At 47.0% G+C, this 234-nt stretch carries 1 pseudogene; it reads right to left on the bottom strand.

The window, feature by feature from the left end:
- Positions 1–140 (bottom strand): annotated as a pseudogene (locus tag RAD04_RS39170) (glycoside hydrolase 105 family protein); the annotation flags it as partial.
- Positions 141–234: the final 94 nt, after the last annotated feature.

The raw sequence follows: 234 nt of genomic DNA, 5'->3' as shown, positions 1-234 counted from the left end.
AAGAAAACACCCTGGTGGTAGTGCCAGCGGTTTGCAGGAGGCAGCTCCTCGACTGTGTACGTATTCATAATGGTTTTTGCCAATGCCTCCGCGTACGTAAGAGGCGATTTTACAGCGATTGGTTGATCCATTGATCCCATCCCTTTCTTAATAAATTCCTTCCTCGCCAAATTTCTTCGCCAAACGATTCGCAAGCATGACCCAAACCAGCTTAGCAGCACCAATGAATTCTAC

Source organism: Bradyrhizobium sp. 25ACV, from assembly GCF_054863005.1.
Note: the sequence above shows the minus strand (reverse complement) of the source record. Positions and strands in the feature narration are given on the sequence as shown.